The sequence below is a fragment of the Pseudonocardia aurantiaca genome, assembly GCF_039526725.1.
Taxonomy (GTDB): Bacteria; Actinomycetota; Actinomycetes; order Mycobacteriales; family Pseudonocardiaceae; genus Pseudonocardia; species Pseudonocardia aurantiaca.
This window is the reverse complement of sequence record NZ_BAAAJG010000025.1, coordinates 236,760-263,498: the sequence shown is the minus strand read 5'-3', so window position 1 is coordinate 263,498 and position 26,739 is coordinate 236,760. Positions and strand designations below refer to the sequence as shown.

The following is a 26,739-nucleotide window of genomic DNA, read 5'->3' as shown; positions in this document are numbered from 1 at the left end:
GATGCGCCGCCGTACGCGTCACGCGACGGACCGACCAGGCGAAACGATCCTCGACGGACTGCTGACGGTGCTCGCCGCGCCGGCCGAGCTGCTCTCCGACCCGGACGGGCAGGTCCGCCCGCAGGGCGCCCAGGGGCTGTACGTGGGCGACACGCGGTTCTGCAGCCGACTCGAGATCGGCGTCGAGGGCGTCGAGCTGCACGCCATCGACTCACAGCTCGACGGCGCCGGCCGCGCGCGGTTCGTCAGCGAATTGCGTGGCGCAAGCACCCTCGTGCGGGTGCACCGGTACCGCAGGCTCGGCGACCGCCGCGCGGTCGAGGAGGTCGAGCTGCACAACACCGGCGCCACCGCGATCGCGCTACAGCTTGAGCTGCGCGCCCGCAGCGACCTCGAGGCCACACCTGTGGTCAAGTCGGGTGTGCCCGTGGAAACGGTCGCCCCCCAGCTCGACGGAAGCGGGGTGCGTTGGTCCCGCGGCCTGCTCACCGCCGCCCTGCGCACGGAGCCGGTGGCCGCCGGTGCCCGAGCCGACGGTCGCGACGCCGTGCTGAGCTGGCCGGTGCGTCTGGAGCCGGACAGCCGGTGGTCGGTCCGGTTCACGCTGGAGCCGTCGCCGCCCGGGACGGAGGACTTCCGCCCGGCCGCGCCGATGCGGTGGAAGGTCCCCGTGGTCGATGCGGGCCACCCCGCCGCACTGCTGCACCGCTGCCTCGCCGATCTCGACGGCCTGCTGCTGGCCGACCCGCTGCGCCCGGCCGACCGCTTCGCCGCCGCTGGGAGCCCGTGGTTCTGCACGCTGTTCGGTCGCGACTCGCTGTGGTCGGCGCGCATGCTCCTCCCGCTCTCCACCGAGCTGGCCGCGGGCACGCTGCGCGCGCTCGCCCGCAGGCAGGGGACCGTGGACGACCGCCGGTCCGAGGAGGAACCCGGAAAGATCATCCACGAGTTCCGGCCCGGCGGGCTGCGCGCGGGCCGGCTCGACCTGCCGCCGCGCTACTACGGCACGATCGACGCCACCGCGCTCTGGTGCTGCCTGCTGCACGACGCGTGGCGCGCCGGAATGCCCCACGACGAGGTGGCCGCGCTGCTGCCCAACCTGGAGGCCGCGCTCGAGTGGATGGGCCGCACCGCGGGAGCCGGCGGCTTCCTGGCCTATCGCGGTTCCTCCAGCGGCGGCCTGGCCAACCAGGGCTGGAAGGACTCAGCCGGTGCGGTGCGCTGGGCCGACGGCACGATCGCCGACCGCCCGCTCGCCCTGTGCGAGGTGCAGGGTTACGCCTACGCCGCTGCGAGGGGCGGTGCGGCGCTTCTGGAGACGTTCGGGCGGCCCGGCGCGGCCAGGTGGCGGGACTGGGCCGACCGCCTCGGCGAGCGCTTCCGGGCCGCGTTCTGGATCGACGACGTCGACGGGCCCTACCCCGCGATCGCTCTCGACGGGCACGACCGCCCGGTGACCGGGCCCGCGTCCAACATGGCGCACCTGCTCTCCACCGGCATGCTCACGGCCGCCGAGGCCGACCTCGTCGCCGACCGGCTCGCGCATGCCGACCTCGACAGCGGCCACGGCCTGCGCACCCTGTCCAGCACGAGCGGCGGGTACGACCCGCTGAGCTACCACTGCGGTTCAGTGTGGCCGCACGACACGGCGATCGCGGTGCTCGGGCTCGCCGGGATCGGACGCCACGACGTGGCCACCTCGCTCGGCGAGGGGCTCGTGGCGGCGGCGGGCGAGTTCGCCGACCGGCTCCCCGAGCTGTACGCGGAGTTCGACGGCGAGACCGTCAGCTACCCGACCGCCTGCCGCCCGCAGGCCTGGGCGGCAGCAGGCGCGGTGGCGGTGCTGAGCTACCTGAGCGGAGCCGACCTGCCGTCCTGGACCCAACCCGAATAGGCCCCGAATAGGCCCCGAATAGGCCCCGAATAGGCCCACCCAGGTCCTTGCGGGGGTCAGGTTGCGGCCGCGGCGGCTAGGCGGGCGTCCACCGCCGCCGGGGCGAAGACCTCGTCCAGCACCAGCTCGCGCATGCCCACCAAGGACGCCAGCGCCCCGAGCCGGGTGCTCACCACCCGCAGGTTCCGGGTGGCCCTCGGCAGCGAGCGCTGGTAGATCAGCTCCCGCAGCCCCGTCACGAAGTGCTCGTTGGTGTAGGCCATGTCGCCCCCGAGCACGAGGATCTCCGGGTTCAGCACCGAGACCACGGTGGTGATCACCTCGCCCGCCAGCTGGCCCGCCTTCCGCACCGCGGCCACCGCGTCCGCGTCGCACTGCTGCACGAGCCGCCGGACGTCGGAGACGTGCGCGACGTCCTTGCCCAGCGCGGCGAGCTGCTTCACCAGCGCTCCCCCGGACGCGACGGCGGCGAGGCAGCCGATCGCCCCACAGGCGCAGCGCTCCTCGTACCCGTACATCTTGATGTGCCCGATGTCGCCCGCCCCCCCGTCGACCCCGCGGTAGAGGCGCCCGTCGATCACGATCCCGGAGCCGATGCCCGTCCCGACCGTCACCAGCAGCAGGCTCGGTGCCAGCGGCCAATGCACCCGCTGCTCGCCGAGCGCCATGAGGTTCGCGTCGTTCTCGACGTACACGGGCACGTCGAAGTGCGCCTCCAGCCGGTCACGGACGGGGTAGTCGTGCCATCCGGGCATCACGGGCGGCTGGATCGCGCGGCCGACCGAGACGTCCACCGGCCCCGGCACGCCCACGCCGAGCGCCACGGTGGCACCCGGATCGACATCGGCCTCGGCCAGCAGCCCTGCCAGCTCCGCCTCCACTGCCGTGAGAACCCGCTCCGGCCCCTCGCTGATGGACATCGGGAGCGTCTTCTGGTGCAACAGCCGGCCACCGATGTCCATCGCCGTCAGCTCGGCGTGGTCGCGGTGCAGTCCCGCGACGAGGATGTGCCCGTACCGCTCGTCGACCGCGAGGGTCCCAGCCGGGCGGCCCCGCCCCTCGGCCTCGCCCGCCAGCTCCTTGAGCAGCCCGGCAGCCAGCAGCGCGTCCACGCGCTGGGTGACGGTGGACCGCGACAGCCCGGTGACCCGGATCAGGTCGCGCCGCGTGGTCGCGACGCCCCGGCGCACGAGCTGCAGCAGCCCGCCCGCCGACAACGGAGTGGCGGCGCGCTCGGCGCCGGTCCGCTCGGGGTCGATGACCGACACCAGGCCCACCTTCCTCCTGACCCGACGGGCGCGGGTCAGCCCTTCTCGGCTCCCGCGGTGAGCCCCTCCGTGAGGAGTCTCTCGCTCGCGAAGAAGAGAGCGATGATCGGGAGGGTCACGATGACCGAGCCCGCCATCAGCACGGTTGTCGGGATCTCGATGCTTCCGGCCAGCTGCGAGAGCCCGAGGGAGACGGTCCAGCGGTCGCGGTCCTCGATGAGGAAGAGCAGCGCGAACAGGAACTCGTTCCACGCGATCATGAAGATGAAGAGCGCATTGGCCATGATCGCCGGCATTGCCAGCGGCAGGCTGATCCGGCGCAGGATGCCCAGGCGAGAGCAGCCGTCGATGGCAGCGGCCTCCTCCAGGCTCACCGGCACCGTGTCGAAGTAGTTGCGCAGCATGTAGATCGACACGGCCACGATCTGCGAGACGTAGACGACGAGCAGGCCGAACAGCGATCCGCGCAGCCCGATCCGGGTGAAGAAAACGAAGAGCGGGACGGCGAGCAGGATGCTCGGGAACAGGTAGACGGCGAGGAACAGCACGCTGATCTGGCGCCGTCCGAAGAAGTTCAGCCTGCTCACCGCGTAGGCGCCGGGCAGCGCGAAGAGCAGCGTCAGCGCCACCGCGCCGAGCGCCACGATCGCACTGTTCGCCATGAAGACCAGGAAGCCCTGGCCTCCCGAGGCCGGCGGCGCAAGCACGCTCGCGTAGCTGCCCAGGTCGACCTCGGAGGGGCCCACCCACAGCGCGCCCGGGTCCTGCAGCACCCGGTCGAGCGGCCGCAGCGAGAGCAGCCCCATGTAGTAGAAGGGGAAAAGCGTGACGATCAGCAGGAGCACGATCACGACCACGCGCAGCACCGCGAACAGTCGGTTCTCGAACGCGTCGCGGTTGAAGCGCCGTCGGGCCGGCGCGGCGGCCGGCGCCGGGCCCGTCTCTGTGGCCCTCGTCAGCTGGGTCACGTCCGCTCCTCCCGAGGGGCGAGCCGCCAGAGGTACAGGCCGATGAACACGGCGAGGATCGCCGCGAGCACGAGCGCCTGCGCGGCCGCCCCGCCGATGTCCCCGCGTGCCGTCAACGTGTTGAAGACCGACACGGCGACGACCTCCGTGCCCGCGCCGCCGCCCGTGAGCAGGTAGATGTCGTCGAACGAGTTGAACGTCCAGATGAAGCGCAGCACGGCGAGGACCGCGATCGTCGGCAGGAGCTGCGGGAGCACGATGTAGCGGAACCGCTGCGTCTGGGTGGCCCCGTCCACGCGCGCGGCCTCCTCCAGCGTGGCCGGCACAGCCTGCAGCCGCGCGGTCAGGAAGAGGAACGCGAACGGGAACGACCGCCACGCCTCGAACGCGATCACCGTGAGCAGCGCCGTCGGCACCGCGAACGTGAGCCCGAAGATCGACACCTCGCTGCTGCGCTGGCTGAGGAACGCGATCGGCTCGTCCCAGCCCAGCAGCCGCGTGCCCCAGTGGTTGGCCACCCCGAACTGCGGGCTGAGCATCGTGGTCCAGGCGAACGTCGCCGCGACGATCGGGGCGACGTAGGGCAGCAGCATCGCCGCCCTGACGAGCCCGCGGCCGCGAAAGGGCCTGCGCAGCGCGAGCGCCGCGACGAGGCCGATCCCGATCGCGAGCGCCGTACCGAACACCGAGTACGCGAGTGTGGTGGCGAGCGCGCTCCAGAATCCGGGCGACGTGAAGGCGTTCTCGAAGTTGGCCAGCGTGAAGTTGCCGAAGAGGCCCGCGCCGCGCAGGTTGAGCAGCCGCAGCCGCTGGAAGGCGAGCAGGACCGTCCAGAGGATCGGCACGACGACCATCACCAGGACGATCACGAGCGTCGGCGAGATCAGCGCCAGCCCGGCACGGGCGTCCGCCCGCGCGAGCGTCCGCCCGCTCCCGCCGCGACGGCCCCCGGCCGGCCGGGGCGGCGCCGGGGCCGCCCCGACCTCGGCGCCGGCACTCACCGGAGGGAGCTCTGGATGTTGCGCAGCGAGGCGGCGGCCTGCTGGGCCGCGCCCTGCGCGTCGGTGCCGCCGCTGGTCACTGCGGCGACGGCGGCGGGCACCGGCAGCTCGCCGAGGGACGCGCCGACCAGATCGCCCTGGCCCTGCGTGATGCCCCAGCGGCTGAAGGCCTCCGGTCCGGTCTGCAGCGCGTCGAGCACGTCCTGCGGGTAGAACTGCGCGAGCGGGCCCTCGGTGTCGACGCCGACCGGCAGCTTCTCCCAGGTGTCGACGAAGTCGGTGGCGCCGGGAGCACTCCCCGTCCGGGCCGGGTACTTGCCCTCCGGCGCGAACGCCAGCCAGTCGGTGTAGCCGTCGCTCAGCATGAACTGCACGAACCGCTGCGCCGGCTCGGTCTTCGCGTCGGACGTGATCGCCCACGAGACCACCTCGCCGAACTGCGCTGGTGCGGTGCCCTGCGGCCCCGCCAGGGCGGTGACGATCCCGGTGTTCTTCGCGAGGAACGTGCGGTCGGCCGCGCACTCCGGGCAGCTGGGCATGGCGTCGTTGCGCAGCCCCGCGAGCTCGTCGAGCAGGAACGTCGACCAGATCGCCATGGCCGACTGGCCCGCGAAGTAGGAGGCGCGGACCGTGTCGACGTCCTGCGTGCCCGGCACAGAGTAGTTGCTGATCAGGTCGCGGTAGAAGTCGAAGGCCGCGACGCACTGGGGGCTGTCGATCGTGATCGTGCCGGCGTTGTCGACCATCTGGCATCCGTTGGCGAGCGCGATGTGCTCGAACGTCTGCTGGGTGAACGCGTCGCCGGGCGCCGTGGCCCCGACGAAACCCGCCCGTTCCGGCGTGTCCAGCCTCCGGGCGGCGTTGAGGATGGCGTCGTAGGTGGTGGGAGCCGGCAGCCCGGCGGCCTGGAAGAGGTCACGGCGGTAGTAGAGGAGCTGCGACCAGGCCTCGCTCGGCACCGCGAGCTGCCGGTCCCCGTCGCGGGTGAGCTCGAGTGCCCTGGAGTTCCAGGTCGCGGGCCCGAGCGCGTCGATCACCGCCTTCGTGGCGTCGGTGTTCACCAGCTGGTTGGTGGCGAGCGTGCGCACCGACGACAGCGGGATCGAGCCGATCACGTCCGGCAGCGCGCCTGACGCCGCCGAGGACGTGAGGACCTGGTTGAACTGGTCCTCCTCCACCCCGACGAGTTTGACCTGGATTCCCGTCTGCTGCGTGAAGCGATTGATGATCGCCTGCGTGGCCGCGACGCGGTCGGGCAGCGTGTCGGCGGTCCACACGGTGATGGCCTGTGGATCACCGCCCCCGCCCTGGCCGCCGCCCCCGCAGGCGGACAGGAGCATCGCGGAGACGAGGCCGAGGGTCACGCCGATGCGTCTGGTCACGGTGCTCATCTCAAGCTCCCCCATCGCAGCTCGGAACAGGTGGCGCACAGTGAACCTCGACGTGGACTGATCCACAACCGCTGGTTGGGGGATATATGATTGACAGGTAAGCGTAAATAGGTCGCTGGTAACTTGAATTTCGTCAGCAGTGACGGTCAGAAGATCTGAGGATCAGACCCAATGGAACTTGTCGCCCCCGACGCGGCAGACCCGCTCGATACTCGCCCGGTTGTCGTGGCCCTCACCGGACCGCGCCGGGTGGACGTGCTCCCCCTGCCGCCCGCGACGCTCCCCCCAGGCCATGTGCGGCTGCACACCCTGTACTCGGGCATCTCCGCCGGCACGGAGCTCACGCTCTACCGCGGTACAAACCCGCACCTCGACCGGGTCTTCGACCCGGAGCGGCGTCTGTTCGTCGACGAGGCCGCCGTGAACGGCTACCCGAACACGGTCTGGGGCTACAGCGAGGTCGGCGAGATCGTCGGCCTCGGCGCGGGCGTCGACCCGGCCCTGCTCGGCGCGGTCGTGTGGGGCCTCTGGGGCCACCGCGGCGAGGCGGTGCTGCCGGTGGAGAAGGTCGCCGAGCGGCTGCTGCCCGCCGGGCTCGACCCGCTGGCGGGCACGTTCGCCAGGGTCGGGGCGGTCGCCCTGAACGCCGTGCTCGCCGCCGACATCCACATCGGCGAGACCGTCGCCGTGTTCGGCCAGGGCGTGCTCGGCCTGATCGCCTCGCAGTTCGCGGCCCGCAGCGGCGCGACCGTGATCGCCGTCGACGGGATCGCCTCCCGTCGCGACCGAGCGCTCGCGCTCGGCGCCTCCCAGGCGCTCGACCCGATGGCCGACGATGTCGGCGAACGGATCAAGGACCTCACCGAGGCCCGCGGTGCGGACGTCTGCATCGAGATCAGTGGCTCGTACCAGGCGCTGCACGAGGCGATCCGCGGGTGCGCGGCAGGCGGCCGGGTCGTCGCCGCCGGCTTCTACCAGGGCGACGGCCTCGGGCTGCGCCTCGGCGAGGAGTTCCACCACAACCGCGTGCAGCTCGTGTCGTCCCAGATCTCCTCCGCCCCGCAGGCGATCGCCCAGCGGTGGAGCACCGAGCGCCTGCACAGGACCGTGGTGGAACTGGTCGCCGCCGGCCAGATCGACGTGCTGTCACTTGTCAGCCACCTCATCCCGGCCCCGCTCGCCGCCGACGCCTACGCGCTGCTGGACGCCGACCCGGCCGCGGCACTGCAGGTGGTGCTCGACTTCCGTCCCGAGGCGATGCGCGCCGAACCGGCTCGCCGCATCGCCGAACCAGCCCAAGGGCCCATCGACCCGAACCCCGTCAGGAGTGCGTCGTGAACCTCACCTGCCAGGAGCAGCTGCTCCCCGGCGACACGCTGCAGGAGAAATGGGAGGCGGCGCAGCGCTTCGGCTACGACGGCATCGAGCTGCGCGGCCGGGGCGGGCACCGCATCCGGGAGCGGCTCCCGGAGCTGCACCAGGCCCGCCGCGACGGCGTCGTGATGAACACCGTGTGCGTCGAGATGCTGCACTTCATCGGCGACTTCGACGCGGAGCGGCGCAGCGACGCGCTCGCCAACCTGCGCACGATGCTGTCGGTGATCGCCGAGATCGGCGGCTCCTCGGCGATGACGCCGGCGTCCTACGGGATGTTCTCGCGCCGCCTGCCCCCGTTCGTCCCGCCACGTGACGAGGACGGCGACCGGGCGGTGCTGCTCGACGCGCTGGGCGAGCTGGGCAGGCACGCCGAGCGCGAGGGCGTGAAGATCCTCCTGGAGCCCCTCAACCGGTACGAGGACCACATGGTCAACCGGCTCGACCAGGCCGTTGAGCTGGCCGTCGACACCGGGCTCGGCAGCGTCGGGGTGGTGGCCGACTCCTACCACATGAACATCGAGGAGACCCACCCGCCCACAGCGCTGGTCGCCGCCTCGGACCGGCTGTTCCACGTGCAGGTGTCGGACTCCAACCGGCTCGAGCCGGGTGCGGGCCACATCGACTGGACCGCGTTCCTCGCCGCGCTCGCGAGCATCGGCTACACCGGCGACCTGGCGGCGGAGTGCCGCCTGTCCGGGCCCGCGGAGCAGGTGCTCCCGAAGGCGGCGGCGACGTTGCGCGCAGCAGCGGCGGAGTGACCGAGATCGACCGCACGAGCGGGCTGCCGATCGACCCCGACGCGCTGCGCCGCAGCGCGGCCGGGGTGCTGCGCGGCAACTGGGAGCACGGGTACACCGTGCCGTCGCGGCGGCTGTACCCGCACCAGTGGAGCTGGGACTCGGCGTTCATCGCGATCGGCTGGGCCCAGATCTCGCCCGCGCGGGGGCGCCAGGAGCTGCACTCGCTCTTCGCCTCGCAGTGGTCCGACGGGCGGGTGCCGCACATCGTGTTCAACCCGCGGGTGGCCCGGGACGCATACTTCCCCGGCCCCGACTTCTGGCGCTCCCGCGATGTGCCCGAGGCGCCGAATCGACGGGCAGGGGGCCGGGAGACGTCGGGCATCGTGCAGCCGCCGGTGCACGCCGTGGCGGTGTGGGAGGTCTACGCAGCTGCTCCCGCGCTCGGGCGCCGCTTCCTGCGCCGGATGTACCCGCGGCTGCGCGCGCAGCACGACTACCTCGTGCGCGAGCGCTCGGCCGGCAACGGGCTGGTGGTGATCGTGCACCCGTGGGAGTCGGGCCAGGACAACTCCCCTGCCTGGGACGCCGAGCTGGCCGCGGTGCCGCTGCCAGACCGTCCCGAGGGCCCGCTGGCCGGGCACCGCCGCCACGACCTCGACCACGTCAACGCCGCCGAGCGGCCGACGGGCGCCGACTACGCGCGGTACGTCGCCATCGCGGAGGCCTACCGCGGCCACGGCTACCGTGACGCCGCGGCGCTGCCCACGCACCCGTTCGTCGTGGTCGACCCGCTGTTCAACGCCCTGCTCGCGTGGGCGGAGGAGGCGCTGGCGCACATCGCGGACGAGATCGGCGAACCGTCCGAGCCGCACCGGCGCCGGGCCGCGGAGCTGCGGAACGCGCTCCTCGAGCACTGCTACGACCCGGGCGCAGGGCTGTTCCGCGCGCTCGACCGGCACGGCGCGCCGATCCCCGAGTCCACCGTCAGCGGGCTCGCGCCACTCCTGCTGGATCTCCCCGAGGACGTGGTCGACGGGCTGGTCACAGCCATCACCGGTCCGCACTTCGGACTGAACGACCGCGTGCCGCTGCCCAGCTACGACCTCACCGGCGCCGCATTCGACAGCACCCGCTACTGGCGCGGACCCGCGTGGATCAACACGAGCTGGCTCGTCCTGCGCGGCTTGGAACGCCACGGGCGCGACGCCGATGTCGCGACGCTGCGCACGGCGATGCTCACAGCCGTGCGCGACCAGGGGTTCCGCGAGTACTTCGACCCGAACACCGGGGCCTGCCGGGGTGTCGGCGACTTCAGCTGGTCCGCGGCGCTCACCCTCGACCTGCTGACGGGCCAGCAGGCCCAGCCGAGTCGCCCCCTGGCGACCGCGAGAGGCTGAGAACCCCCGGGCCCGGACGTCAGGGGGGTGGCCCCGCTGACGTTGAACGTCTGCAATGTCACCTTGCTGACGTTGGGCTGCGGACAGTACTCACGACTCAGCGATCCGTGGCCGACTGCAGGCTTCGAGCCTGCTGCGCGATCACGGCTGTTGAGCACGGCCACGACACATGCCGCGTCATGCAGCCTGTGCAACGTCCATCCGAGGCACGTCGATGTTTGGCGAGCGCGCGGTCCGCCGCACCCGCCTGACCGGCGAGGAACTGAGCTGCAGCGGTGATGCAACGAGCGGCGATATCAGCAGCTTCACCATCGCGAGGGGTTGGGGACACATCGCGAGAAGACCGCAGGATCAGCGGATCAACCCGTACGAAATGTCCGGGTCCGGGTCAGGTCTGTGGCTGATCAGCCCGAATCTGTCAGCCGTGCGACGAGATCGATGATCTCCGGCCACGGCAGTTGCCGATCGGGATCCGCCTCCCGCGGCTCGTAGAGCGGCCACACATCCTCGCCCTGGACGAGATGCACCCCAGCTGACTCGAGAGCGGCTACGTGCGAGGGCCACGCGGGATGTCGAACATGTGCGGCATTGACACGCGGAAAGACCACCACGGGAACGGCGCCGTGCCCGATGGCCTCGACCGCAGTGGTCAGAGCTTGGTTGTCCGCGACGCCGAGGGCGAGCTTGGCGAAGGTGTTGGCGCTCGCCGGAGCGATGACGTGGCAGTCGACCGGCGGATGCGGGCTGCGCTCGCCCGGCATCCTCGGGCGGCTCCGAACAGGAAGGCCGGCCGCCCGATCGAGCCGATCCCGTTCGCCGGTGTCGTCCAACCACCGGGCAGCTGTGGGCGTCAGCGTGATGGCGACCTGCCAGCCTCGATCACGGGCGGGTTCCACGAAGCCCGCGCGGATCGTCTCGACGCCCCCAGCTCCTGAGGCGATCAAGCCGATGACCGGTTGGCTGCCCGTCACCGAACCGCTCGGCAGCGCTTGGCCAACTCCAGCAGCTGAGACGATCGCATCCCGCCGGTGACGGGTGCGCGCCGGTACATCGCCTTCACCGCTTCCCGGACCGCCGCGTTGTGCCGGAACAGCGCCGGCGATTCGCGCTCCGCGCTCAACAGCATGTCGAGTGCTTCCGAGTCCCGGGCGAGATGCGACATCGCTCGTGCAACATCGATCAGGTGGGTGACCCGGCGCTCCACAGGCATGTTCTCCGCACCGACCCGCGGGCCGTGTTCAGCCATCCAGCCGACATCACCGAGATCGAGGCCGACCGACAGCCTGTGCAGCGCTACGTTCGTCGGGCCGAACGATGTCTTCCAGTGGTCGGCGTCCTCGCCGAGGCGATCGGCGGCAAGCTGCGCCTTGTCGAGCAGCTCGCTGGCCCCGGCGCGGTCCTGTAGTCGAGCCGCCGCCACCGCAGTCCGCAGGTGCAGCATCCCGAAGAGGCTCAGCGCCTCTGGATCTCCTTGCTCGGCGCGCGCAACCAGCCATCTCTCCGCGGTCTCACCGACATCGACCGCATCCTCGAAGCGGCCGACTGCGAGGAGTGCATGTGTGGCCGCCCGGGCAGTCGAGGCGAGGACCAACACATCATCGGATCGATCCGCGGCACGCATCGCACGTTCCGCCGCGATCCAGGACAGATCCGCTTCGCCGACCTTGCTCAACGCAGTCGCCGCCAGGTGGTGAGTCCTCGCCGACACTGACCACGACTGCCGTCGCACTGTGTCCGTGCTCCCCGAAGCCGTGTCCTCGAGCTGCTGAGCAGCGCGGATCAACCCGGGTAGGTGCGCCACCACCAGACCGAGCCGACCCCGCTGGTAGTCGGACCATGCGAACTCGACGAGCTGCGCCGCTCGTGACGGCTCGATGACCGTCGCAGGAGACGGTTGCCCGTAGAGCACGCGGGACAGCCGCGCGGGTGCCATCAGGGCATCACGGATCGCCGGCACATCGTCGAGCTCGGGCTCGTCCTCCATCAGCACGGGCTGCCCCAGGAGGTCACCCAGGGACACCCGGAGCGCTTTGGCCAGTTCCGCCAACGTCTCGACGTTCCGCAGCTGCCGCTCGCCCCGCTCGATCTTGCTCAACCAGTCAGGGCCACGCCCGACGAGATTCGCGAGCTGGGTCTGGGTCAGACCGCGCCGAGCCCGGTAGAAGGCGACCCGCTCTCCGACAGTCAGCTGATCCCCCGCACCGCGCACGAGGAAGACCATGCCACCAGTCGGCGTCGTCGACACGCCAGCCGTGCCATCAGACGAGAGGCTATCGGGATACGAGGCTCGCTCGAATCGGACCGCGGCTTCGTTCCCACAACTCGCCCTGGTCGGCTTTGACCGAGATTCCTCTACACCCCTCATCGCCATAACCCCGGAACTGTCTGACGCACTAGATTCCGTTCACCTCCTCCGAATCCGTTCGCATGCCATGCTGAGCAGCACGTCGCCTGGCCGTTCCGCAGGCCCATTCGCGCGATCAGCGAGTCGGCAGCCGCTTCCCCGAACTGACGTGCCTTGACGAGAACCGTGTTCGGATCGTCATAGGCTGCCGCGCCGTTGGACAGCAGCACAGGTTCCACTGACAGCAGGAAACCGAAGTTCGCGCTGCGCTCGGCGAGCTGCTGAAGCCGCGCGTCGACGCGCATGCGGTCCCCCCTGCCGTGACCAACGATTACTCCCAGGTAGCTGCGGGTGCTCACATTCTGAGCGGGATGGGGTAATCCCCACCCGGGTTCGGGGGCGCAGGCGACTGCCTGCGGGGCCGGGCCGGTGTGGACTCGTCGCCATGACCGGAACCATGACGGGGACCATGACGGCGGCAGTACCCCGCACCCTGCAGGCGGCCGTCGAGCTGCGCGGGGTGAGCCGGACCTACGGCAGCGGCACCGCGGCTGTGCGCGCGGTCGACCGCGTCGATGTCGGCTTCCCGCGCGGCACCTGGACCGCGGTGATGGGCCCGTCCGGCTCGGGGAAGTCCACGCTCCTGCATTGCGCGGCGGGACTCGAGCGGGTGGACAGCGGGCAGGTTCTGCTGGGCGGGACGGACATCACCTCCGCCGGCGACGCCGACCTCACCGCGCTGCGCCGGGACCGCATCGGGTTCGTCTTCCAGAGCTTCAACCTCATCGGCTCGCTCACCGCCGAGCAGAACGTTGCGCTCCCACTGCGGCTGGCCGGGCGCCGGCCGGCCAAGGCCGAGGTCCGGGCGGTGCTCGCCGCCGTCGGCCTCGGTGATCGGACCCGGCACCGGCCCCGCGAGCTCTCCGGCGGGCAGCAGCAGCGGGTGGCGATCGCCCGCGCGATGGTGACCCGCCCCGAGGTGCTGTTCGCCGACGAACCGACCGGCGCCCTCGACTCGACCGCCGCCCGCACGGTGCTCGACCAGCTTCGGGCGATGGTCGACAGTGGGCAGACGATCGTGATGGTCACCCACGACCCGGCGGCCGCGGCCCGTGCCGACGCCGCATTGTTCCTGCGCGACGGCCGGCTGGTCGACCGGCTGGTCCATCCGACCGCCCGCGCTGTCGCCGACCGCCTCGTCGCGCTGGAGGGCTGAGCCGTGTTGCGCCTGTCCTGGTCCACGTTCACCGAGCGCTGGCCGCTCTTCATCGGTGCCGCGCTGACCGTCTGCCTCGGGGTGGCGCTCGTGCAGTCCTCCTTGCTCGTGCTGATCTCCGCGGCCACCCTCGACGTCCCCGCCGGGCTCTCCGCGTCCGACGCGATCCGGTTCACCGAAGGCGCCTCCGTCGCGGTGACGGTGTCGGCGCTGACACTCGGCTTCTCGGCGTTCCTCGCCGTGTTCATCGTCGGCTCGACCTTCGCGTTCACGGTGGCCCAGCGCCGCCGCGACCTCGCCCTGCTGCGACTGGCGGGCGGCGGTCGCGGCCAGCTGCACCGGCTGCTGCTCGGGGAGGCCGTGCTGCTCGGCCTGGCCGGTACAGCCGTCGGCGTGCCGGCCGGCCTCGCCACGATGTCGTTCCAGTCCTGGCTGCTGGGCGCGCTCGGGTTCGTCCCCGCCGGGTTCACCGCCGAGTGGCGCACGTGGATCCTCGGCGTCTCGGTAGGTGTCGGGCTCGGCGTCGCGCTCGCCGGGGTGCTGGTCGCAGCGCGGCGGGCGGCGCAGGTCCGGCCGCTGGAGGCGCTGCGCGACACCGGAGACGCCGCCCGCGTGATGACCGCGGGTCGCTGGGTGATCGGGATCCTGTTCACCGCAGGCGCGATCGCCCTGATCGTGCTGGCTCCCATCGGTGGCGCCGCTGGTGGCATGGCGATGGCCGTGAACGTGGCGCTCTGCGGGTCGGTGGCGCTCAGCGCGTTGAGCCCGCTGCTCGTTCCGGGCGTCGCCCGGCTGCTCCCGGCCGGTCGCGCGGGCGTGCTCGGCGAGCTGGCCAGGGCCAACATGCGCGACGGGGTGCGGCGCAGCGCCGCCACGGCAGCGCCGCTGATCGTGCTGGTGGCGCTGGTGCTCGGCCAGTCGGGGGCGCTCACGTCGTTCGCCGCGGCCGGGGAGGCGGAGCAGCGCCGCAGCACCGTCGCCGACCTCGTCGTCGAGGCGACCGGCCCCGTCGGTGCGCAGGTGGCCGCCGTTCCGGGAGTCGCGGCGGCCTCCACCGAGATCGAGGTGCCGGTCGCCGTGACCCACGGCAGCGGCGAGGACGCCGAGACCGAAACGGGGCTCGGGCTCGTCGTCGACCCGGCGGCCTACCCCGTCGCACACCCCGGCGCCGGCTCACTCGACGGGCTGGTCGGGCGGAGCGTCGCCGGCGGCCCCGGTGGGGACGGCGGCGCGGTCGGCGACACCGTCGGCGTGCGGGCAGGCGACACCGACCTGGGCCCGCTGCCCGTCGTCGCCGCCGTGCCCCCCGGGATCGGCGGCGGAGCGACCCTGCTGCTCCCGCCTGGTCTCGCGCCCGCCGGGGACGTGGCAGCGGGCCCGTCCCGGACGTTCGTCGCCCTGGAGCCGGGGACCGACCCGGGCGCGGTGAGCGCCGCGCTCACGTCGATCGGCACGGTGCACGGTGTCGGGGAGTGGATCGCCCGCGACGCCGCGGCCCGCGACGCGACGAGCGCCGGCGTGTTCCTCGTGGTCATGGGCCTCGGGGGGATGTACGCGCTCATAGGCGTGGTCAACTCGGTGGTGATCGGCGCTGCCGCGCGGCGACCCGAGTTCGCGGCCGCCCGCGCCACCGGCCTCACCCGCAGGCAAGTGGTGCGGATGGCGCTCGTGGAGGCGTGGGGTGTCACGGCGGTCGGGCTGGTGCTGGGAGCGGTCGCCGCGGCGGGGACGCTCGCGGCTGTGCTCGGCGCCACGACCGCCGTCACCGGCCACGCGACACTCGCCCTCCCGTGGCCACTCGTGCTGACCGTGGTGGCCGGGGCGTTCCTGGTGACGAGCGTGCTCACGTCATGGTCGGCAACACGCGGGACCCGGGTGACGCTCCTGGCCGCGAGGGACTGACCCCAACGCGATCTTCGGGCGGGTAGCGTTTCGGTCGACATGAGTGCCACGCTCCAGGCCACCTCTCTCGCCGCCGGCCACGGCGCCCGCGTCCTCTTCTCCGGGCTCGACCTCGTCGTCGCGCCCGGAGACGTCGTCGGGCTCGTCGGCGCCAACGGCGCCGGCAAGTCCACGCTCCTGCGGCTGCTCGCTGGCGAGCAGGAGGCGGAGGAGGGCAAGGTCCTCGTCAGCCCGCCAGACGCCACGATCGGGCACCTCCCGCAGGAGCCCGACCGCAGGCCGGGCGAGACCGTGCGGGCGTTCCTCGCCCGCCGCACCGGCGTCGCGGCAGCGCAGAGCGCCATGGACGCAGCCGCCGAGGCGCTCGGCGCCGGCGCACCGGGTGCCGACGACGCCTACGCTGTCGCCCTCGACCGCTGGCTCGCCCTCGGCGGCGCCGACCTGGACGAACGCACGGGTGAGGTGGTGGCCGACGTCGGGCTCGGGGTCGACCTCGACGCCCCGATGACGGCGCTCTCCGGCGGGCAGGCCGCTCGCGCCGGGCTCGCCGCGCTGCTGCTCTCCCGCTACGACGTGCTGCTGCTCGACGAGCCGACCAACGACCTGGACCTCGACGGCCTGGAACGGCTCGAACGGTTCGTGCAGGGCCTGCGCTCGCCTGCCGTGATCGTCAGCCACGACCGCGAGTTCCTCGCCCGCACCGTGACCCGCGTGGTGGAACTCGATCTTGCGCAGCAGCAGGTCGGCGTCTACGACGGCGGTTATGACAGTTACCTCGTCGAGCGGGACGTAGCACGGCGCCACGCCCGCGAGGCCTACGAGGAGTACGACGACAAGCTGAGCGGGCTCAAGGACCGCGCCCAGATGCAGCGCAACTGGATGGCGCAGGGCGTGCGCAACGCGCGGCGCAAGGCCACCGACAACGACAAGATCACCCGGAAGAACCGGGCCGAGACCAGCGAGAAACAGGCCGCGAAGGCCCGCCAGACGCAGCGGATGATGGAGCGGCTCGACGTCGTCGAGGAGCCCCGCAAGGAGTGGGAGCTGCGGATGACGATCGCCGCTGCGCCGCGGTCGGGCGCGGTGGTGGCGTCGCTGTCCGGGGCCGTGGTGCGGCGCGGCCCGTTCACGCTCGGCCCGGTGGACGCGCAGGTGGACTGGGCCGACCGCGTGGTGGTCACCGGCGCGAACGGCTCCGGTAAGACCACCCTGCTCGGCGCCCTGCTGGGTCGCATCCCGCTCGACGAGGGCAGCGGCGGGCTGGGCTCGGGCGTGCGCGTCGGCGAGGTCGACCAGGCCCGTGGGCTCTTCCTCGGCCCCGAGCCGCTGGCCAGGGCGTTCGGCGACGCCGTACCCGACTGGGCCGAGTCGGACATCCGCACGCTGCTCGCGAAGTTCGGTCTCACATCCGACCATGTGCCCCGCCCGGCCGCGTCGCTCTCGCCGGGAGAGCGCACCCGCGCCGCGCTCGCGCTGCTGCAGGCCCGAGAGGTGAACCTGCTGGTGCTCGACGAGCCCACCAACCACCTCGACCTGCCCGCGATCGAGCAGCTGGAGCAGGCCCTCGACTCGTTCCCCGGCACGGTCCTGCTGGTCACCCACGACCGCCGGATGCTGGACACGGTGCGCACGACCCGTCGCTGGACCGTGGCGGACGGGAAGCTGACCGAGGCCTGATCAGCCGCCGAGCGCGGTGCGGCAGACCTCCAGGGCATCGCGCGAGGAGTTCAGCCGCCAGTCGTACGCCCGGGCCGCGTGGAAGAAGTTGACGTTGGTGATCCGCGGGAACTCCGTGCTGGCGAACAGCGTCGAGAGCCACCGCGCCTTGCTCTCCCCCGGCAGCGGCCCGTCGCCCGACTCCTCGCGGATACCGGGCTCACGGCAGCCGAGCTCGGAGATCCACACCGGCATGTGCGAGTTGATCGCCGTGAGCCGCCGGTAGGTGTAGCTGATCACTGCCCGCGGCTCCTGCCAGCCGTAGTAGCCGTTGTAGACGTCCAAGCCGAGGGCGTCCACCCAGTCGTCGCCCGGATAGAACTCCTCGGCCGCGACCCCGCCGCGGTCGGCCGTCATGACGCACCACTGGAACCGCACGTTGTCGCCACCGAGCCGGCGCTGGAACTCCACGACATAGCGCCAGGTCGACACGAACTGACGGGTGCTGGAGACAGCGCGCTGCCGGTCTCCGTCGTAGCCGAGCGCCCACGGGTAGCCGGTTCCGTTCATCTCGTGCGCGAACCGGATCATCACCTGCCCCGGGTGCGCGGCGGCCAAGGTGAAGAAGCGCGTCAGGTAGTCGTCGTACTCCCCGGCCAGCACGTCGGCGAACATCACGGGACCGCGGTCTAGCTGCGGCTGCCACGCCAGCAGCACGTCGTACCCGCCGGCCGCCGCCTGCTCCCCGCCGACCGTCGGCCACGGCACCGACCAGTTGAAGAACCACGACATCCACGACAGCCGCACGCCGAGCAGCCGCTCGAGCGCGAAGTGGGCGTCGCAGTCGGGGTAGGGCTCGGTGGACGCGTACGCGCCCCAGACGGCCTGCTCGACCAGCGGCGTCTGGGCCTCCGCCGATGGTGGTTCGGCAGGGGCGCAAGCCGCGAGCGCGGCGGCGGCCACCACACCCTGCAGCAGCGTGCGGCGGTTGAGGGGCCGGATCCGTTCCTGGCTCTGCACACACATACGCACCGGGTGCGTATGTGTGTGCAGAGCCTGGTGGCGGGCCCCCAGAAGCAAGCCCCTTCCGGCGCGCGGTGGGTCGTGCCGGTGCAACTCAGGCGGCACGCCGTCCCAATGCCCGATAGGCCCAGCCGGCCGCCTCCCACTTGTCCCGGTCCAGCGCATTGCGCCCGTCGAGCACCCGCCGCTGCCGGACGACGCCGCCGAACTCGACGGGGTCGAGGTCCTGGTACTCCTGCCACTCGGTGAGCAGCAGCACCGCGTCGGCACGGTCGGCGGCCTCCTGCGGGGTTGCCGCATAGTCCAGTTGCGGCCAGCTCCGCCGGCAGTTGTCCAGCGCGGCCGGGTCGGTCACACACACGTTGGCGCCCCGCAGCTGCAGCTGAGCGGCGACGTTGAGCGCAGGCGAGTCGCGGATGTCGTCGCTCATCGGCTTGAACGCCGCGCCCAGAACCGTGATCCGCTTGCCCATCAGCGACCCGTCGCACACCTCACGGGCGAGCTCGACCATCCGGATCCGGCGCCGCATGTTGATGCTGTCGACCTCCCGGAGGAACGTCAGTGCCTGGTCGGCGCCCAGCTCGCCGGCGCGCGCCATGAACGCCCGGATGTCCTTCGGCAGGCACCCGCCGCCGAAACCGAGCCCGGCGTTGAGGAACTTGCGCCCGATCCGATCGTCGTGCCCGATGGCGTCGGCCAGCTGCTTGACGTCGGCACCAGTGGCCTCGCACAGCTCCGCCATCGCGTTGATGAAGGAGATCTTGGTGGCGAGGAACGAGTTCGCGGCGACCTTCACCATCTCCGCCGTCGCGTAGTCGGTGACGACCTTCGGCGTCCCGGCCTCGACGATCCGCGCGTAGACCTCGTCGAGCACGGAGCAGGCCGCCTCCCCGCCCGTGCCCTCCGGCAGGCCGTAGACGAGGCGGTCCGGGTGCAGGGTGTCCTGCACGGCGAAGCCTTCGCGCAGGAACTCCGGGTTCCACGCCAGGAGCGCTCCCGGCACCTTCCCCGTGACGACCTCGGCCAGCTCCGCGGCCGTCCCCACCGGCACGGTCGACTTTCCGACGACGACCTCTCCCGGGTTGAGGACCTCCAGCAGCGCCTCCGTGGCGGAATGGACGTACTGCAGGTCGGCCCCGTACTCGCCGCGCCGCTGCGGCGTGCCCACGCACACGAAGTGCACGCGCGAGCCCGCCGCGGCGGAGATGTCCGTGCTGAACGACAACCGCCCCAACTCCATCGCGCGGCCCAGCAACTCCTCGAACCCGGGCTCGTAGAACGGCGGCCGGGAGGCCGACAGCGCGTCGACCTTCGCCTGCTCGACGTCGACGCCGACCACCTCGTGGCCGAGCTCCGCCATCGCCGCAGCGTGTACGGCGCCCAGGTACCCGCAACCGATGACTGACATCTTCATGGGACGAACCCCAGTCCTCTCCAGATCGACTATCGGGCGTCGAGAGGGAGCAGCTGCTCCAGTTCGGGCGCCAAGAACCGCATGTAGCTGGCCGTCACGTGCGACTGGTCGCGGTAGACGAGGTAGTTGCCGATGACCGAGGGGCATTGGTCGTCGGCGCAGAACCACGAGGTGGGGTCGATGATCACTCCCCCGGAGCGCGCCACCGCCGTGGAGATCGCGGTCGAGATGCCCCGGAACGGCTGGGCCTCAGCCAGTGGCGTGATGCAGTTCGACACGTCGTCGAGGTGCGCCGCCACGCAGTCCGGCCCCGGTTGGTCACCCCCCCGGCGCGGGGTGTCCACGATGTAGACGACCCGGATGCCCTGTTCGGCGAGGGCCGAGACGGTGGTCGTGGTCGCCCGGGCCCAGTCGGCGGCCGACTGGTTGCCGACGCCTGCCGAGCCGCTCATCACGACGACGGCCGGGTCGATCGTGGCGATCTCCGCCATCACCTGCCGCCGCCAGGTCTCGCACTCGGTGTACTCGCGGCCGAGGTCCCCGTCGCGCACGACGATGTCGACGGCCGGGCAGGCGGCCTTGGTGCGCGAGAAGAGCCGATACCCGTTGCCGCCGGCGATCTGCTCGATCGCGGGGAGCCACGCGTCGGCGTGCGAGTCGCCGAACAGCACCATGCTCCGTGCCCCGGTGGGATCGCCGTAGTCGCACGGCTGCCGGACCTGGTCCTCGAGCAGCTGCAGGTGGCACTGGTTGCCACGGGAGGCCGGGACGTCGTCGGGCGCCTGCTCGACGGGCGGCGTCAGGTTCACGGGGACGGCGCGGAAGCCGAGCGAGTCCCGCACGACCGTGACGTCACCGGGCCGGATGTCGATCGGCACCCCCGCACCGATGACAGGAGGCAACGCCACCAGCGCGGCCGTGGCCGTGAGGGCCAGCGTCACGGTGAGCGTGAGCCCGAGCAGCAGTCCCCGGCCGGTCGCGGCGACCCACCGCGCGGTGCGCAGCGGGTTCTCGACGTTCGTGTACGTGATGATCGAGATGAGCAGGGCGATGACGACCACGAACAGGTTGTTGAGCGTGGTCGGCTCCCACCCGAGCGCGGCGGGCATCAGGACCAGCACCGGCCAGTGCCACAGGTACCAGCTGTAGGACACCGCCCCGACCGCCTGGAACGGGCGCAGCCCGAGAAGCCGCTCCGCCCCGCCGGGGGTGGCCACCGAGCCGCCTGCCACGACCAGCACGCTGCCCAGCACCGGGACCAGCGCGGCGTACCCCGGGAAAGGGGTCTCCTCGGTGAACGTCAGCACGGCCGCGACGATCATCACGAGCCCGAGCCAGGACAGCGAGTGGCCGAGCACGGCGGGGATCCGCCGTAGCACCGGCAGGGCGAACGCCACCAGCGCGCCTGCCGCGAGCTCCCACGCCCTGGTGTGCGACCCGAAGTAGGCCCAGGACTGAGCCACCCCGGTCTGCCAGATCGACAGGGCGAGCGAGACCACCAGCACCAGGCCGAGCCCGGCCCCGACGCCACGCCGCGAGTACCCCGGCGTCCCCCGCCTGCGGGCCAGCAGGACCCCGCAGAGGAGCAGCAGTAGCGGCCACACCAGGTAGAACTGCTCCTCGACGGCCAGCGACCAGAAGTGCTGCAGCACCGACGGGGCGCTCTCGGACGCGAAGTAGTCGGTGCCGTCGACGGCGAGCTTGATGTTCATCGCGTTCGCCGCGGCCCAGAGCGCGTCGCGGGCGAGGTTCCGCGCCGCCAGCGACGACTCGAACAGGTACGTGAACACGCCGGTGACGACCACGACCGTGACGGCGGCGGGGAGCAGCCTGCGGATCCGCCGCGCGTAGAAGCGCCCGAAGCGGATCCGTCCGGTCGCGTCGAGCTCGCGCAGCAGGTGGTCGGTGATCAGATAGCCGGAGATGACGAAGAAGACGTCGACCCCGACGTAGCCACCGGTGAGCCCGGCGACGCCGGCGTGCGAGAGCACCACGGCGAGCACCGCGATCGCCCGCATACCCTGGATGTCTCGCCGGAACGAACCGCGCGTCGTCGGGCGGGGCAGCGGCGGCGGGGCGATGTAGTAGTGGATGCCCGGCGACTTCTCGGCGACGTCCGTGCCCCGGGCCGCCGTATCCGTGGTCGCGCTCATGCCTTCGCCGACCCGGACGCGATGGTGAACCCGACCTCGACGCTCTGGCGCGTTCCCCAGCCGGTCGACTGCACGCTCAGCAGCCCCACGTACCGGAGCAGGGTGCTCAGGTACAGGTGCAGCAGCGTCGACAGTGGCGCCATCGCGTAGGTGACGAGCTGTGACCAGATGGTCTCGTCCGCCCGGCGGATGGTGAGGTAGCGCAGCGACTTCGCGTAGCTGAGCAGCCCGACGTAGACGAAGAACGCGATCGGCAGGTAGCCCTCGATCGCGGGCTGGATGAGCAGGATCGTCGGGTACATCACCGTGAACAGGCAGAACGCGACGTACCGCCACGCCATCAGCCACCAGGCCGTCCGGTTGGCCGGCAGGTGCCGGATGAGCCACATACCGCCACGGAAGAACGAGCGCGACCAGCGGATGCGCTGCCGCGTGAGGTGGCCGATGGAGGTGGGGAGCAGGGTGGCGCCTACGGCCGACTGCTGCATCACGGTCTCCCCTTCGAGCAGGGAGAAGTTCGTGAGCATCCGGTCGTCCCCGCTCACCACGCGGCGGCCGAGGAACGTGTGGTTCAGGTAGACGTCGAGGTACTTGCGCAGGATGAAGGCCCGGTAGAACGCCAGCGGTCCCTGGTTGACGCACACGCTGCCGAGCCGCGAGTGGCAGGCCCTGGTGTTGAGCGTGGAGTTCGTGTAGCCGAGGTCGACCAGACGGGTGAGCAGGCTGTGGCGGCGGTTGAGGCCGATCAGCATCCCGGCCACCGACATCACCTTGGGCTTGGCGAACGGCTGCAACCCGTTCTCGATCGCCCGCTCATCCAGGATCGTGTCGGAGTCCATCGTCACGAAGATGTCGGCAGCCGGGTCGGTCCGGAACGCCACCGCCTGCGCCTCGCGCTTGCCGTTGTTGCTGACGTAGGTGTACGCGGCGTCGAGTTCCGGGTGGGCGGCGATGAACCGCTCCATCTCCTCGGCGCACGCCCGCGTCTTGCTGCCGTCGTCCACGACGTGCAGCCGCTGCACGGGCCGGGTCTGCGCCGCGATGGACTCCAGGGCCCGCCGGAACGTCTCCGGGTCCTCGTTGTAAACCGGCATCACGACGCTCACACGCAGGCCGGCGAGGTAGGCGATGCTCTCCGGGTCGGTAGCGACGAAGTCCTCGTGCGTGTGCGCCATCCACAGCGTGAACGCCAGGTAGATGAACGACAGGTACGCGACGAAGATGAAGACCGACGTCTGGCCGGTGATGTACTGGCTGAAGTGCCGCGTCGCGATGATCGAGCAGCCGAGCAGGAGCAGCGCGCCGATCAGCGGCAGGTAGCGGCGGAGCCTCGTGGTGATCCTTGGCTGGGCCTCCGTCATCGCTTCGGCAACCGGTTGATCACGAGCAGGACGCCGAGGATCGCGAGGATCGCGACCATCACGAGTAACGGACCGCTGAGACCGGCGATAGTCAGGACGTCGGCGTTCGGGGGGTCGAGAGGCGCAGAGGGCACTGCGGCGGACATGAAGTCTCCCGGCGGGGCGAGTGGTCGCTGAGGCGCGTGCGGGGCGGAGTGCGACCACGTCGTCGACGGCCCCGCGCCCGAGTGGTGGGCCCGCCTGGGCTCGGCGTCCCCATCACTCAGTTGGCGGACGCTAGCGCTAGGCCATTCGGCCGTAAAGCACTCATTGTGACGGTCGGCGTCCGGTTTGAACGCTTCGTCCGACGGAGACTTGGTCCGATCAGGGCATTAGCCGGTTCTCATGCGCTCGACCGGCGGTAAACTCGGGGGAAAGCACCACCCGGATGGGTTACGCCGGCGGTTGCGATGTCATCGATCGTGCAGGTGCACGGGAGGGGCAATCCGCCTCGATGGCGGTCACGACTGGCGACGACGCCGTGACCTGCGGTGTTGTCCGCTGGATGACAAAGTCGTGAACAAACTGCGCCCCCGATCGTGGAGACTCAAGAGGGCGACTACAGAACGTAGCGGATTCTGTATGCGGTGTACGCGCTGGGTAGTGGGTTCGACCGTGGGGTGTGCACCCGTCGCACGTGCGGTGGGTGCACACCCCACGCGATCATCAGCTCGGGCGGGTCGGCGGCGACTGCGTGAGGGCCGGGTCGCGCTCCACAGCCTGGCCGAGCGCCTCGTCGATGCGCTTGAGCACGTCGCCCTCGAGGGTGACGCCGAGGGCGCCGACGTTGTCGGTGACCTGCTCCGGGCGGGACGCGCCGATGATCGCCGAAGCCACGTTCTCGTTCTGCAGCACCCACGCCACCGCGAGCTGGGCCATCGTCAGACCGAGGTCCGCGGCGACCGGCTCCAGCTGCTGCACCCGGGTGAGCGTGGTGTCGTCGAGCCACCGCTTGATCATGTTGGCCCCGCCCTTCTCGTCCGTCGCCCGCGAACCGGGCGGCGGCGCGGCGCCGGGCTTGTACTTTCCGGTGAGCACGCCCTGCGCGATCGGCGAGAAGACGATCTGGCTGATGCCGAGCTCCGCCGACGTCGGGACGACCTGCTCCTCGATCACCCGGTACAGCGCCGAGTACTGCGGCTGGTTGGACACGATCTTGATGCCCAGGTCGGCCGCCAGCGCCTGACCGGCGCGCAGCTGGTCGGCCGTCCACTCGCTCACGCCGATGTAGAGCGCCTTGCCCGCCCGCACGACGTCGGCGAACGCCTGCATCGTCTCCTCGAGCGGCGTCTCGAAGTCGTAGCGGTGGGCCTGGTAGAGGTCGACGTAGCCGGTCTGCAGCCGGGTGAGGCTGGCGTCGATCGACTCCATGATGTGCTTGCGGGAGAGGCCGCTGTCGTTGTGCCCCCTCGGGCCCGTCGGCCAGTAGACCTTGGTCAGGATCTCCAGCGACTGCCGGCGCTCACCCTTGAGCGCCTCGCCGAGAACCGTCTCGGCCGCGCCGTTGGCGTAGCCGTCGGCAGTGTCGAAGGTGGTGATGCCGGCATCGAGGGCGGCGCGGACGCAGGCGAGCGCCGCGTCGTTCTCCACCTGCGAGCCGTGGGTGAGCCAGTTTCCGTAGGTGATCTGCGAGATCTTCAGCCCGGAGGCGCCGAGGTAACGAAATTCCACACCGCGACACTAGTCCTCTGACAAGTTGGGCAAAGGAGCGTGCATGGAACTGCAGGACGTCGGCACGATCGTGTTCACGGGCGACAGCGTCACCGACTGCGGGCGTCGCGCCGACCCGCGCGGCATCGGCCGCGGCTACGTACGGATGATCGAACAGGAGCTGGGCGACCCGGCGCCGCGGATCATCAACACGGGGCTCAGCGGCGACCGGCTCGTCGACCTGGAACGGCGCTGGCCGGGCGACGTCGTTGCCCACCACGCCGGCCTGGTCTCGGTGCTCATCGGCATCAACGACACCTGGCGCCGCTTCGACCGTGGGATGCCGAGCCCGGTGCCGGAGTTCGAGGCCAGGTACGACCGCCTGCTCACCACCCTGGACGGGCCGCGGCTCGTGCTCGTGGAGCCGTTCGTGCTGCCGGTCTCACCGGACCAGGAGGGCTGGCGGCCGGACGTCGAGGAGCGGATCGCCGTGGTCCACCGGCTGGCGGCCCGCCACGGGGCGGTGCTCGTCACGGCGGACCGGGAGCTGCGGAAGCGGGCCGAGGAGGTCGGCGCCGCCACGCTGGCCGACGACGGCGTGCACCCGACGGACGAGGGCCACCGCACGCTGGCCGAAGTGTGGCTGGAGACGGTCCGCACCGCTTCACCGGCCTGACGAAAACGGCGGGGTGGCTCCTCCCGACGTTGGGAGGAGCCACCCCGCCGGGTGGTCGAAGGGGGTCAGGCCTCTGGGGGGTCCTGCGGCGCGATCGCGAATCTCAGTTCTTGCTCGCCGTCGGCGTTCGCCACCGGCTGGACGTCGAGCACCTTGTCGTCGAGCACCTCCGCCGCCACCGGCTCGAGGAACACGCTGACCCCCTCACCTGCAAGGACGACGTCGTCCGTGGCAGGTTGGCCGGCGAGGGAGAGCTCGAGGCCCTGCTGTGGGTCGGGGGCGGAGATGCGCAGCCCGCCACCCTCTGGCAGCTCGGCGTCGTTCGTCAGGGTCTTGATGGCCTCGGCCGCGAGATCGGTGATTGCCAACATGCCGGACCACGTTAGGCCCAAGGGAGCCGAGCTGCAGGGTGGGGTGGCCGGATGGCCTCAGCCGAAGAGGTCGGGATCCGGCCCGGTACGGAGGAACCGTCCCATCTCCTCGATCGCGCTGACGTCGTCGTTGTCGAGCTCGAAGTCGAACAGGTCGATGTTCTCCCGCACCCGTTCCGGCGTGACCGACTTGGGGATCGCGATGTTGCCGAGCTGCAGGTGCCAGCGCAGCACCACCTGCGCGGGCGTCTTGCCGTACTTCTCGGCCAGCGCGACGATCACCGGCTCCTGGAGCAGGTCACCACCCTTCGCCAGCGGGCTCCACGCCTCGGTGGCGATGCCGTGCGTGCGGTGGTAGTCGCGCAGCTCCGCCTGCACGAGGTACGGGTGCAGCTCGATCTGGTTGACGGCAGGGACGGTCTCGCTCGCGGCCGCCAGCCGCCTCAGGTGCGGGATCTGGAAGTTGGAGACGCCGATGGCCCGGGCCTTGCCGGCCGCGGCGACCTTCTCGAACGCGCGCCACGTCTCCACGTAGCGGTCGGCGCGCGGGCGCGGCCAGTGGATCAGGTAGAGATCGACGTGGTCGAACCCGAGGCGCTCCAGGCTCTCGTCCAGCGCGACGATCGCTTCCTTGTAGCCGTGCCGGTCGTTGGCGAGTTTCGTGGTGACGAACACGTCGCCGCGCCGCAGCCCGGACTCCCGGACGGCCTGCCCGACGCCCTCCTCGTTGCCGTAGCCCTGCGCGGTGTCGATGTGGCGGTATCCCGCGTCCAGTGCCACGCGCACCGCGTCGGCTGTGCGCTCCGGTGGGATCTGGAAGACGCCGAACCCGATCTGCGGGATGGACACACCGTTGTTGAGCCGGACGTGCGGTACCTGCGACATGGCCGGAGGCTAC

The 26,739-nt window shown here is 71.4% G+C and carries 23 protein-coding genes; 8 read left to right on the top strand and 15 right to left on the bottom strand.

Annotated features, from left to right (window positions below):
- The first annotated feature begins 1 nt into the window (after nucleotide 1).
- On the top strand, nucleotides 2–1,894 hold the full coding sequence (locus ABD143_RS29885; RefSeq protein WP_343984789.1) for a glycogen debranching N-terminal domain-containing protein: 1,893 nt from the start codon (nucleotides 2–4) through the stop codon (nucleotides 1,892–1,894).
- A gap of 56 nt (nucleotides 1,895–1,950) precedes the next feature.
- Here ABD143_RS29885 and ABD143_RS29880 read toward each other — a convergent pair whose 3' ends face one another.
- The 4 genes from ABD143_RS29880 to ABD143_RS29865 are packed head-to-tail and all read right to left on the bottom strand — an operon-like array spanning nucleotide 1,951 to nucleotide 6,522.
- Nucleotides 1,951–3,162: an ROK family transcriptional regulator gene (locus ABD143_RS29880; RefSeq protein ID WP_343984788.1), complete on the bottom strand. Its 1,212-nt coding sequence runs from the start codon at nucleotides 3,160–3,162 to the stop codon at nucleotides 1,951–1,953.
- Nucleotides 3,163–3,197: 35 nt separating this feature from the next.
- The gene (locus tag ABD143_RS29875; RefSeq protein ID WP_343984787.1) at nucleotides 3,198–4,130 is read right to left on the bottom strand and encodes a carbohydrate ABC transporter permease; all 933 of its coding nucleotides are present in this window, start codon (nucleotides 4,128–4,130) and stop codon (nucleotides 3,198–3,200) included.
- The gene (locus ABD143_RS29870; RefSeq protein ID WP_343984786.1) at nucleotides 4,127–5,131 is read right to left on the bottom strand and encodes a carbohydrate ABC transporter permease; all 1,005 of its coding nucleotides are present in this window, start codon (nucleotides 5,129–5,131) and stop codon (nucleotides 4,127–4,129) included. The genes ABD143_RS29875 and ABD143_RS29870 overlap by 4 nt, the downstream gene beginning before the upstream one ends.
- Nucleotides 5,128–6,522, bottom strand: a complete 1,395-nt coding sequence (locus ABD143_RS29865) for an ABC transporter substrate-binding protein (RefSeq protein WP_343984785.1) — start codon at nucleotides 6,520–6,522, stop codon at nucleotides 5,128–5,130. The genes ABD143_RS29870 and ABD143_RS29865 overlap by 4 nt, the downstream gene beginning before the upstream one ends.
- Nucleotides 6,523–6,693: 171 nt before the next feature.
- Here ABD143_RS29865 and ABD143_RS29860 point away from each other — a divergent pair, with 171 nt between their 5' ends.
- The 3 genes from ABD143_RS29860 to ABD143_RS29850 are packed head-to-tail and all read left to right on the top strand — an operon-like array spanning nucleotide 6,694 to nucleotide 10,036.
- A complete protein-coding gene (locus tag ABD143_RS29860) occupies nucleotides 6,694–7,860 on the top strand; it encodes a zinc-dependent alcohol dehydrogenase (RefSeq protein WP_343984784.1) in 1,167 nt (388 codons plus the stop codon).
- Nucleotides 7,857–8,657, top strand: a complete 801-nt coding sequence (locus ABD143_RS29855; RefSeq protein ID WP_343984783.1) for a sugar phosphate isomerase/epimerase family protein — start codon at nucleotides 7,857–7,859, stop codon at nucleotides 8,655–8,657. The genes ABD143_RS29860 and ABD143_RS29855 overlap by 4 nt, the downstream gene beginning before the upstream one ends.
- Complete coding sequence (locus tag ABD143_RS29850; protein WP_343984782.1) at nucleotides 8,654–10,036, top strand: MGH1-like glycoside hydrolase domain-containing protein; 1,383 nt, start codon at nucleotides 8,654–8,656, stop codon at nucleotides 10,034–10,036. Before ABD143_RS29855 ends, ABD143_RS29850 begins: the two co-directional genes overlap by 4 nt.
- Nucleotides 10,037–10,440: 404 nt before the next feature.
- Here ABD143_RS29850 and ABD143_RS29845 read toward each other — a convergent pair whose 3' ends face one another.
- From ABD143_RS29845 to ABD143_RS29835, 3 genes are all read right to left on the bottom strand, one after another.
- Nucleotides 10,441–11,007 (bottom strand): flavoprotein, encoded by a 567-nt coding sequence (locus tag ABD143_RS29845; protein WP_343984781.1) that lies wholly within the window; start codon nucleotides 11,005–11,007, stop codon nucleotides 10,441–10,443.
- Nucleotides 11,004–12,245, bottom strand: a complete 1,242-nt coding sequence (locus ABD143_RS29840) for a helix-turn-helix domain-containing protein (RefSeq protein ID WP_343985014.1) — start codon at nucleotides 12,243–12,245, stop codon at nucleotides 11,004–11,006. Before ABD143_RS29840 ends, ABD143_RS29845 begins: the two co-directional genes overlap by 4 nt.
- A 152-nt stretch (nucleotides 12,246–12,397) precedes the next feature.
- On the bottom strand, nucleotides 12,398–12,685 hold the full coding sequence (locus tag ABD143_RS29835; protein ID WP_343984780.1) for a hypothetical protein: 288 nt from the start codon (nucleotides 12,683–12,685) through the stop codon (nucleotides 12,398–12,400).
- A 140-nt stretch (nucleotides 12,686–12,825) separates the two neighbouring features.
- Between ABD143_RS29835 and ABD143_RS29830 the strand changes: the two genes are divergently transcribed.
- From ABD143_RS29830 to ABD143_RS29820, 3 genes are read left to right on the top strand one after another with little or no spacing between them, the layout of a single operon-like run.
- Nucleotides 12,826–13,596 (top strand): ABC transporter ATP-binding protein, encoded by a 771-nt coding sequence (locus tag ABD143_RS29830; protein WP_343984779.1) that lies wholly within the window; start codon nucleotides 12,826–12,828, stop codon nucleotides 13,594–13,596.
- A 3-nt stretch (nucleotides 13,597–13,599) separates the two neighbouring features.
- A complete protein-coding gene (locus tag ABD143_RS29825; RefSeq protein WP_343984778.1) occupies nucleotides 13,600–15,498 on the top strand; it encodes an FtsX-like permease family protein in 1,899 nt (632 codons plus the stop codon).
- A gap of 39 nt (nucleotides 15,499–15,537) precedes the next feature.
- Nucleotides 15,538–17,175 carry an ABC-F family ATP-binding cassette domain-containing protein gene (locus ABD143_RS29820; RefSeq protein ID WP_343984777.1) on the top strand — a complete coding sequence of 546 codons (1,638 nt, stop codon included), beginning with the start codon at nucleotides 15,538–15,540 and terminating at the stop codon, nucleotides 17,173–17,175.
- On the opposite strand, the gene ABD143_RS29815 is transcribed toward ABD143_RS29820, so the two are convergent.
- From ABD143_RS29815 to ABD143_RS29790, 6 genes are all read right to left on the bottom strand, one after another.
- Entirely contained in the window at nucleotides 17,176–18,174 is a 999-nt protein-coding gene (locus ABD143_RS29815) for a glycoside hydrolase family 26 protein (protein WP_343984776.1), read from the bottom strand.
- Nucleotides 18,175–18,271: 97 nt separating this feature from the next.
- Entirely contained in the window at nucleotides 18,272–19,591 is a 1,320-nt protein-coding gene (locus ABD143_RS29810) for a UDP-glucose dehydrogenase family protein (protein ID WP_343984775.1), read from the bottom strand.
- Nucleotides 19,592–19,620: 29 nt separating this feature from the next.
- Complete coding sequence (locus tag ABD143_RS29805) at nucleotides 19,621–21,744, bottom strand: acyltransferase family protein (RefSeq protein ID WP_343984774.1); 2,124 nt, start codon at nucleotides 21,742–21,744, stop codon at nucleotides 19,621–19,623.
- Complete coding sequence (locus tag ABD143_RS29800) at nucleotides 21,741–23,105, bottom strand: glycosyltransferase (RefSeq protein ID WP_343984773.1); 1,365 nt, start codon at nucleotides 23,103–23,105, stop codon at nucleotides 21,741–21,743. The genes ABD143_RS29805 and ABD143_RS29800 overlap by 4 nt, the downstream gene beginning before the upstream one ends.
- The gene (locus ABD143_RS29795) at nucleotides 23,102–23,251 is read right to left on the bottom strand and encodes a hypothetical protein (RefSeq protein WP_343984772.1); all 150 of its coding nucleotides are present in this window, start codon (nucleotides 23,249–23,251) and stop codon (nucleotides 23,102–23,104) included. Before ABD143_RS29795 ends, ABD143_RS29800 begins: the two co-directional genes overlap by 4 nt.
- A 559-nt stretch (nucleotides 23,252–23,810) precedes the next feature.
- Nucleotides 23,811–24,815: an aldo/keto reductase family protein gene (locus tag ABD143_RS29790; RefSeq protein ID WP_343984771.1), complete on the bottom strand. Its 1,005-nt coding sequence runs from the start codon at nucleotides 24,813–24,815 to the stop codon at nucleotides 23,811–23,813.
- 43 nt (nucleotides 24,816–24,858) lie between these two features.
- Here ABD143_RS29790 and ABD143_RS29785 point away from each other — a divergent pair, with 43 nt between their 5' ends.
- Nucleotides 24,859–25,470 carry an SGNH/GDSL hydrolase family protein gene (locus ABD143_RS29785; RefSeq protein ID WP_343984770.1) on the top strand — a complete coding sequence of 204 codons (612 nt, stop codon included), beginning with the start codon at nucleotides 24,859–24,861 and terminating at the stop codon, nucleotides 25,468–25,470.
- Between the two features lie 65 nt (nucleotides 25,471–25,535).
- On the opposite strand, the gene ABD143_RS29780 is transcribed toward ABD143_RS29785, so the two are convergent.
- Together ABD143_RS29780 and ABD143_RS29775 are read right to left on the bottom strand one after the other, a co-directional pair.
- Nucleotides 25,536–25,841 carry an adhesin gene (locus ABD143_RS29780; protein ID WP_343984769.1) on the bottom strand — a complete coding sequence of 102 codons (306 nt, stop codon included), beginning with the start codon at nucleotides 25,839–25,841 and terminating at the stop codon, nucleotides 25,536–25,538.
- A 57-nt stretch (nucleotides 25,842–25,898) separates the two neighbouring features.
- A complete protein-coding gene (locus ABD143_RS29775; RefSeq protein WP_343984768.1) occupies nucleotides 25,899–26,726 on the bottom strand; it encodes an aldo/keto reductase in 828 nt (275 codons plus the stop codon).
- Nucleotides 26,727–26,739: the final 13 nt, after the last annotated feature.